The organism is Armatimonas sp. (assembly GCF_964826245.1).
The window spans coordinates 1-6976 of record NZ_CBAYMC010000221.1 but is presented as its reverse complement, the minus strand read 5'-3'; the positions used below and the strand labels follow the sequence as shown (position 1 = coordinate 6976).

Genomic DNA, 6976 nt, shown 5'->3' with positions numbered 1-6976 from the left:
GGCGCTCCCACGGGAACATACTGCGCCTGACGGAGTAGCTCCACCCGCTCTTTCGCTAGAGTATAAGAAAGTGGTAGCAGCTCCCGATCTACGCCCATGCCGTGGCCCAGCACCGACCAGGAGTGCAGCCAGGCATCCAGCTCTTTGCGATCCTTGCCCGGCTCCACAAGCTTCCGGGCGATCATTGCCTCGATGGGCCACCAGGCAAAGGTGTAGAGCACAAAGGCAAACGACTGCGCATTCATGGGCAGACGCTCCCTCGGGTTCCACTTCAGGCCACCACGGGTCGCCTCGGCCACTTTCTGGTGCAGCTCGCCCAGTGCGACGGCCTCAGCATAGTTGTTCTTGAGAAAACCCTCGCGCCCGGAAAAGTCCGCCATGATGCGCCCCATCAGCGCCCCTGTCTCCTGCATGCGCGGCGTGAAGTCCTTGGGTAGGCGCTGGGTTTGCATCAGAATCGGCGCGATGTCGCGGGCGGCAAAGGTGGCAGCCAGCGAGGACGTCCCTAGAACCTGCTGGATGAAGGCGTAATGCTTTGCCTGAAAGCTTGCGCCGAGCCGAAGCTGCTCGAAGTCAAGCCAGGCAGGCGGCGTTTTTCGCGGCGTAATCGGACGTATCCGTGCCGGCGCGAGAGCCGCCTGCCTGGCCATGTTGTTTAGCCCTTGACGGCTTTCACAATCGCGGCAGAGTCAATACCGTAGGCCGCAAGCAGCTCGTCGGGCTTGCCAGAGCGGGGCATCTCGCGGATGGCAAGATGCGTGAACTTCTGGGCGGTGACGCAGTTTTTGGTGAGGGTCGCGGCGACCACATCGCCCAGACCACCCTCAGGCCAGTGGTCCTCGACAATGACCAAATGATCGGTCTCAGCGGCGGCCTTCAAGATCGCGGCCTCGTCCACGGGCTTGATCGAGTAGAGATCAATCACACGGATCTTAATCCCCTCCGCAGCAAGTGCATCTGCCGCTTGGAGCGCCTCGATGAGTGTGATACCTGCGGCAATCACTGTGGCTGTAGTGCCCTCACGCAGGGTCTTGCTGCCGCCAATCTCAAACTTCTCGGTGGCAGGGTAGATCACCGGAGTCGCTTCACGAGTGGCACGCAGATACGCAATACCGTCGTAGTCGGCCATGAGGCTCATCAGGTGGGCACAGCTCACCGCATCCGACGGATAGAGAACCGTCGCGCCATAGATCGAGCGCATCATCGCTAAATCTTCGAGGGCCATCTGGCTCGCGCCGTCCTCGCCAATCGAGACACCCGCATGGGTTCCCACTAACCGAAGCTTGGCACCCGAGATCGCGCCCATACGGATCTGGTCGTAGGCGCGGCAGAAGAACGCCGCAAATGTCGCGGCAAAAGTATTCTTGTCCTGAACATCGAGGCCCTGCGCCACGCCTACCATCACCTGCTCGGCGATATAGACCTGAAACAAACGCTCTGGGGCCACTTTACCAAGGCTCTCGGTATAGGTCGAGTTGCCCACTTCCGCGTCCACGGCAAAGAGATTCCCACGGGACTTCCCCAGTGCGGCAAGCGTGTCGCCATAGGCCTTGCGCACGGCGACTTTCACGCCCACTTCGTAGCTCGGGAGCACCAGCGGCGCATCGGCAGTGAACGGCGCGGGTGTGAGGTCCTCAGGGAGCTGCGGCTTGACGGTGTAGCCCGAGATTGGGCCGGCCTGCAACAGCTCGGCATAGGCTTTGTCCGCCTCGTCGGGCTTAAGGGCCTTGCCATGCCAGCCAGGCGCGCCTGCAAGCCAGCTCACGCCGCCGCCCTTTTCGGTCTTCGCTAAGATACAAACCGGCGAGCCCGTGTGTGCGACTGCTTCGGCGTAGGCCTCATCAATCTCCGCAACATTGTGGCCATCCACGATCAGCACTTTCCAACCAAACGACGAAACGCGAGCCGAGTAGGTCGCCATGTCATGGCCGAGAGCCGTCTCGCCACGCTGACCGAGCTTATTGACATCCACAATCGCAATTAAGTTATCGAGCCCCTGCTCCGTGGCGACCATCAGAGCCTCATAGTTGGAGCCCTCCGCCATCTCGGAGTCACCCAGCAGACACCAGACCTTGTAGGGAAGCTTCTCAATGTGCTTTCCCGCAATCGCAACACCCACCGCAATCGCCAGTCCTTGGCCTAACGAGCCAGTCGCGGCGTCAATGTGCGGAATGATCGGGGTTGGGTGGCCCTCGTAGATCGAGCCAAACTTGCGCAGCGACAGTAAATCCGCCTCGGAGATCGCACCGGCAGCGAAGTACATGGCGTAGAGCACGGGGCAGGCATGGCCCTTGGAGAAGATCAGATGGTCGTTGTTAGGGTGATTGGGGTTTGTGTAGTCGTAGCGCTGGTACTTGGCCTGAAGCACGGCCATCAGATCGGCGGCGCTCATCCCGGAGGTCGGGTGGCCGCTGCCTGCGGCGGTAGTGCAGCGGATCGAGTCAGCACGAAGCTGGCGCGCAAGATCATTGAAGAGCTGAAGTTCTTTGGCGTCTGCCATTATATAAACGTCCTTTAGTTTACGGAAGTATCCTGAGCCATTGTACCGCACAAGGGGTCAGAAACCATGGCCTTGAAGATTAAGCAGGGCTTAATCTCTACTCTGGAAAAACTACCTTATAATCTCTCGTATGCCCTCTCGTTTAGCCCTCTCACAAACAGCCAGCTTGGCCCTGACGTTGCTGATCTCTAGCGCAGCAGTTCCTCAAAAGAGCGCGCCACGCCCCTACTTACATGCTCCCTCACGGGAGAGCTATGCCACCTTTAATCCGGAAGGGCGGACGATCATGACGACGGGGCGCTTTCTCCAACCCGCCGGAGAGCATGTCGCCGTTGCAAGCTGGCCGCATGGCTTGGTGCTGAGCCCCGATGGAAAGACGGCCTTTGTTGCCAGTGATGGTGTGGGGCAGCTGATCTCGGGATGGCAGAGCGGCACTCCTACGGTAACACCTCTCAAGGCCGAGGCTCTCAGCCCCAAAAAACGACGTAATAATACAGGGGCGGTGGCCTTTTCTGCCGATGGCAAGACGCTCTACTGGGGCGGCGGTGACTCCAGCGGTGTCCAAGTGTTCGATGTCGCCACCCAGAAGTTTCTCCGGCACCTCTCCGTCAACGTCCCCGTGAACGGTAAGCCTTTCGCAGACAGCTTTGTGATGGACCTGAAGCTCAGCCTCGACGGTGCCTATCTCTACTGCGCTGATGTGGCCAACTTCCGCCTCGTCACCCTATCTACCAAGACGGGCAAAGTGGTTAGCTCGGTTGCGGTGGGACGCTATCCGTATGCGCTTGCGGTCTCAGGAACCAAGGTCTACGTCGCCAATATCGGGCAGTTTGCCTACCAAGCGATCCCCGCCCCGAAGTCCGCGGCACTTGACAAGCGTGGCCTGACGAGGCCCGCCTTTGCTTACCCGAGTAAAGAAGCACGTGGGGGCGTCGAGTTTGAAGGGCGAAGCGTGCCGGGACTTGGCGATCCCAATGCCCTGGAGGCGTTCTCGGTCTGGGGCGTGGAGATGCAGACCCCGGCCCAACCCAAAATTATCCGCAGGGTTAAGACCGGCCTGCTCGTTGGGGCTCCGTCGGACAATGGCAAGACGGTCGGAGGGAGCGCTCCTAACTTTCTGAGTGTGAAGGGCGAGACGCTCTATATCTCCAACAACAACAATGATTTAATCCAAGCTCTCGATCTACGCACGGGGAAGCTCACGCAGAGTACTCGCATCGAACCCTCGCCGCTAACCGCAAAGCTACGCGGCGTCCAGCCTTCGGGCATGGCGCTCTCACCCGATGGAAGCCGCCTCTATGTCGCCGAGAGTGGGATCAATGCGATTGGAGTTCTGGACACGCGCTCGGGTAAGATACTCGGGCATATTCCAACCGCATGGTATCCCTACCGCGTTGGTGTCTCCGCAGATGGCAAGAAGCTCTGCGTGATCTGCTTCCGTGGTTTTGGCAATGGCCCCAGCGCGGGCGCGAGTGTCTCTAAGAGCCCGTATGCGGGGATGAAGGGGGTCTTCACCACGGTAACGGTGCCCACCCAGAGCCAGCTCGTGGCGCTGACTCGCGAAGTGCTGACGAACAATGGAATGGTTGATGCGAGCGCGGACCGTGCACAGCTCTCCTCACCGGTGGTTCCCACCGAGCCGGGGAAGCAATCCGAGCAAGTTAAGTACGTGGTTTTTATCACGAAAGAGAACCATACTTTTGATGCCGTCTTTGATCGCGTTCCTGGAGCCAAGCACGACCCAAGCCTGATCCAGTGGGGCTACCATCAAAAAGTCTCCGCGCCCGGCCAGCCGACGCTCGATGATGTGGCTATCATGACCAATCACAACGCCCTTGCGCGGCAGTTCACCGTCAGCGATAACTTCTACATGATGCCTGAAGGCTCCGGGGTCGGGCATAGGTGGCTGGTCGGTGTGGAGCCTAATAACTTCTGCCAGATGCTCTACACCTTGGGCTGGGAGCCGATGCTCAATACCAGTGCACTGGGTCGCCACGCCTCGTTTGACTCCAACGGCTCGATTGCCCCCGAGGACTACCCTGAAGCGGGTGCGATGTGGGAGCATCTGGCGCGTCACAAGCTCTCTTTTCGTAACTACGGTGAGGGCTTTGAGTTTGCCGGTGTGGGCGAGGCTGAGAATCAAGGCAAGACGGGAGCACGAGAGGTGGTCAATATCCCGATGTCCAAAGTACTCTTTGACAATACTTGCTTTGACTTTCCAATCTTTAACATGAACATCCCCGACCAGTACCGCGCCGACTGGTTCGAGCAGGACTTCACAAAGCTCTTTCTTGGCGGCAAGAGCAAGAAGCCCATGCCGCGCTTTATCAATATCGCGATCTGCAACGATCACGGCGATGATCCCAAACCAGCGAAGGGCTATCCCTATCGCGCCTCCTGGATGGCAGATAACGACCTCGCGCTTGGCCGTATCGTCGAGTTTCTTTCGCACACGCCCTACTGGAAGAACATGGCGATCTTCGTCACGCAAGACGACTCTGGGGGTGAGCCAGACCATGTGGATGCCCAGCGCAGTGTCTTACTCGCCATCAGCCCCTGGATCAAGCGTGGCTATGTCTCGCACCGACACACCACGATTCTTAGCATGCACCGGACGCTCTACCAGATCCTGGGGCTGCCGCCACTCAATCTTCACGATGCGCTCGCCAACGATCTCTCGGACTGCTTCACCACCAAGCCCGACTTCACGCCCTACACCCACACCCCCATTGACGCACGCATCTTTGACCCAAGCAAAGCTAAAGACCCGAAAGACCCAGACTATAAAGCCGCCCGACTCCTGCCCTCGATTCGCCGGGATGGCCCAGAAACATTGGGAAAGTAGAGCCTATTTTTGCCAGGAGCGAGTTTCCAAAGTTTAGAGAAACGCTTCTGTAACAGGTTTTCCATCGAGGCTAGTGGGCAGTGGCACTCCCGCTAGCCAGAGTGCGGTCGCTGCGGTGTCGCAGGTCGAGATGGGGCCTGCGAGCTGCTTGCCAGGCACGACTCCCTTACCCCAGGCGATCCAGGGGATCAGGCGATCCTCGGGGATGTCCAGCCCGTGTGTCTTGTCGTGACCTCCGTGATCCGCCGTGAGAATCACCACGCTGTCTTGTTCGATGCCCGCACGCTTGATCGCGGCAAGCACCATTGCTAGCGCCTCGTCTTCATCGGCGAAGGCTTGTTTTTGTTGTGGCGTGCCCCACCCGAACTCGTGGCCTGCGCCATCGGAGTCGGCGAAGTGGATAAAGCACAAATTAGGCTTCGCCGCGACGATATGCTCTGCGGCAAGCTGGGCGACCGTCTTGGCGGCATAAGCGGGAAACGAGAACTCCTTGACTGTCTTGGGGACAAAGAGATGCAGGAACTTAGACTTGCCCACAAACATCGCCGTCTTGAGCTTTTGCTTGCTCCCCAACGCAAAGATCGTCGGTACCGTCAACATCCCCCGCTCCGGCTCCCAGTCGTTCCAGAGGATCTTATGCTTGCTGGGCTCGACTCCGGTGAGCATTGAAGTGTGCGAGGGAAGCGTGATGGAGGGCATGATGGTCTTTGCCTCCCAGGTAAAAGCCGCTGACTTGAGTAAATTCTGGAGCACGGGCATCCGGCTTTCTTGCATCACGGAGGGCTTACCGCCATCAAAGGAGATAATAAAAACGTGCTTGGCGCGTGGACTATTCTGAGAGATCACAACCCATTATAGAACCTGTGACAAGGAAATTTATTAAATCTGAATGAATCTCCAAAATTTAATATCCCAGCAAGATATTTTCTAGCACAGCAAAATGGGGAGACGGAGCGATTCATGAAAATAATTTCGTATGAATATCTCACAATACTGTATTTAAAAGTAAATATAAAATCAAATAAAAAACTTAACAGAAATCTATCAACAAATAGAGGGCATCATCCCGGCTAGGCGCTTGTCTGGCCGGGATTTTTGGTTCAAAATAGCCCTGGCAGTTCTTACCGCCAGGAGGATCGGTGTCACCGGAATCGTCTCCGGCACCAGCCCAGAAGAGGTAGTCCAACAAGTGACAGAGCGACTCAGCACCGATATCCCCCCAGAAAGCAGCCGCAAGCTGTGGACTTCAACCTACCTTTTGGCGGGATTGCGGTACGCGCCAGAAATTGCCGGTAAACTATTGGAGCAAGTAGCGGCACAGATGAAAGAATCCATGACATATCAGAAGATCAATCGCCGATGGCCGTGAGGAAGGCATTGCTCAAGGGGTAGTTCAGGGCATTGCTGTAGGCGAACGTCGTCTCTTTTTGAAGATGGCTTCTCGCCGCCTGGGTGAGCCCGATGCGGCAACCCTCGCCAAAGTATAGTCCTCGTCAATTATATTGATAGTATCCACAGTGCCGAAAACAAGAGCGAGCCAAGGTATCCGGAATAGCCGACAAAGCATCGGCAAGCGCTTGCTCGCGACCAGCGTCCTCACGAGGGCCAGCACGTCGAATCAGGCGCTTGAC

At 57.7% G+C, this 6976-nt stretch carries 4 protein-coding genes; 1 reads left to right on the top strand and 3 read right to left on the bottom strand.

The features are described from left to right. The coding region (locus tag AC1XOS_RS17665) for an oxygenase MpaB family protein (RefSeq protein WP_481963536.1) at positions 1 to 650 on the bottom strand (650 nt) is incomplete at its 3' end. Positions 651 to 655: 5 nt separating this feature from the next. Next, positions 656 to 2500, bottom strand: coding sequence for a transketolase (locus tag AC1XOS_RS17660; RefSeq protein ID WP_481963535.1), 1845 nt, complete (start codon positions 2498 to 2500; stop codon positions 656 to 658). Between the two features lie 130 nt (positions 2501 to 2630). On the opposite strand from AC1XOS_RS17660, the gene AC1XOS_RS17655 reads away from it, so the two are divergent. Further along, positions 2631 to 5345, top strand: coding sequence for a bifunctional YncE family protein/alkaline phosphatase family protein (locus AC1XOS_RS17655; protein ID WP_481963534.1), 2715 nt, complete (start codon positions 2631 to 2633; stop codon positions 5343 to 5345). Between the two features lie 33 nt (positions 5346 to 5378). Here AC1XOS_RS17655 and AC1XOS_RS17650 read toward each other — a convergent pair whose 3' ends face one another. Continuing rightward, positions 5379 to 6191 (bottom strand): alkaline phosphatase family protein, encoded by an 813-nt coding sequence (locus AC1XOS_RS17650; protein ID WP_481963533.1) that lies wholly within the window; start codon positions 6189 to 6191, stop codon positions 5379 to 5381. Between the last annotated feature and the right edge of the window lie 785 nt (positions 6192 to 6976).